We start from the raw sequence: 243 nt of genomic DNA on the forward strand, positions 1-243 counted from the left end.
CGAGGCCGGGGTCTATAGCGAGATCGCTCCCTTCCAATCCGCCGCTGCCGCGTTCGAGCGGATGCAGCCCAAGGGCGTGATCCTGTCGGGCGGCCCCGCCTCGGTGGTCGATGACGACAGCCCGCGCGCACCACAGGCGGTGTTCGACAGCGGCGTGCCGGTGATGGGGATCTGTTACGGCCAGCAGGTGATGATCGAGCAGCTCGGCGGCCGGGTCGATACGGGGCATTCGGGCGAGTTCGG

General features: G+C 69.1%; 1 protein-coding gene. It reads left to right on the forward strand.

Annotation, left to right across the window (positions count from 1 at the left end):
- The coding region (locus ACYSM9_RS22025) for a glutamine amidotransferase-related protein (protein WP_461859069.1) at positions 1-243 on the forward strand (243 nt) is incomplete at both ends.

This window comes from Arthrobacter sp. C152 (assembly GCF_054890965.1).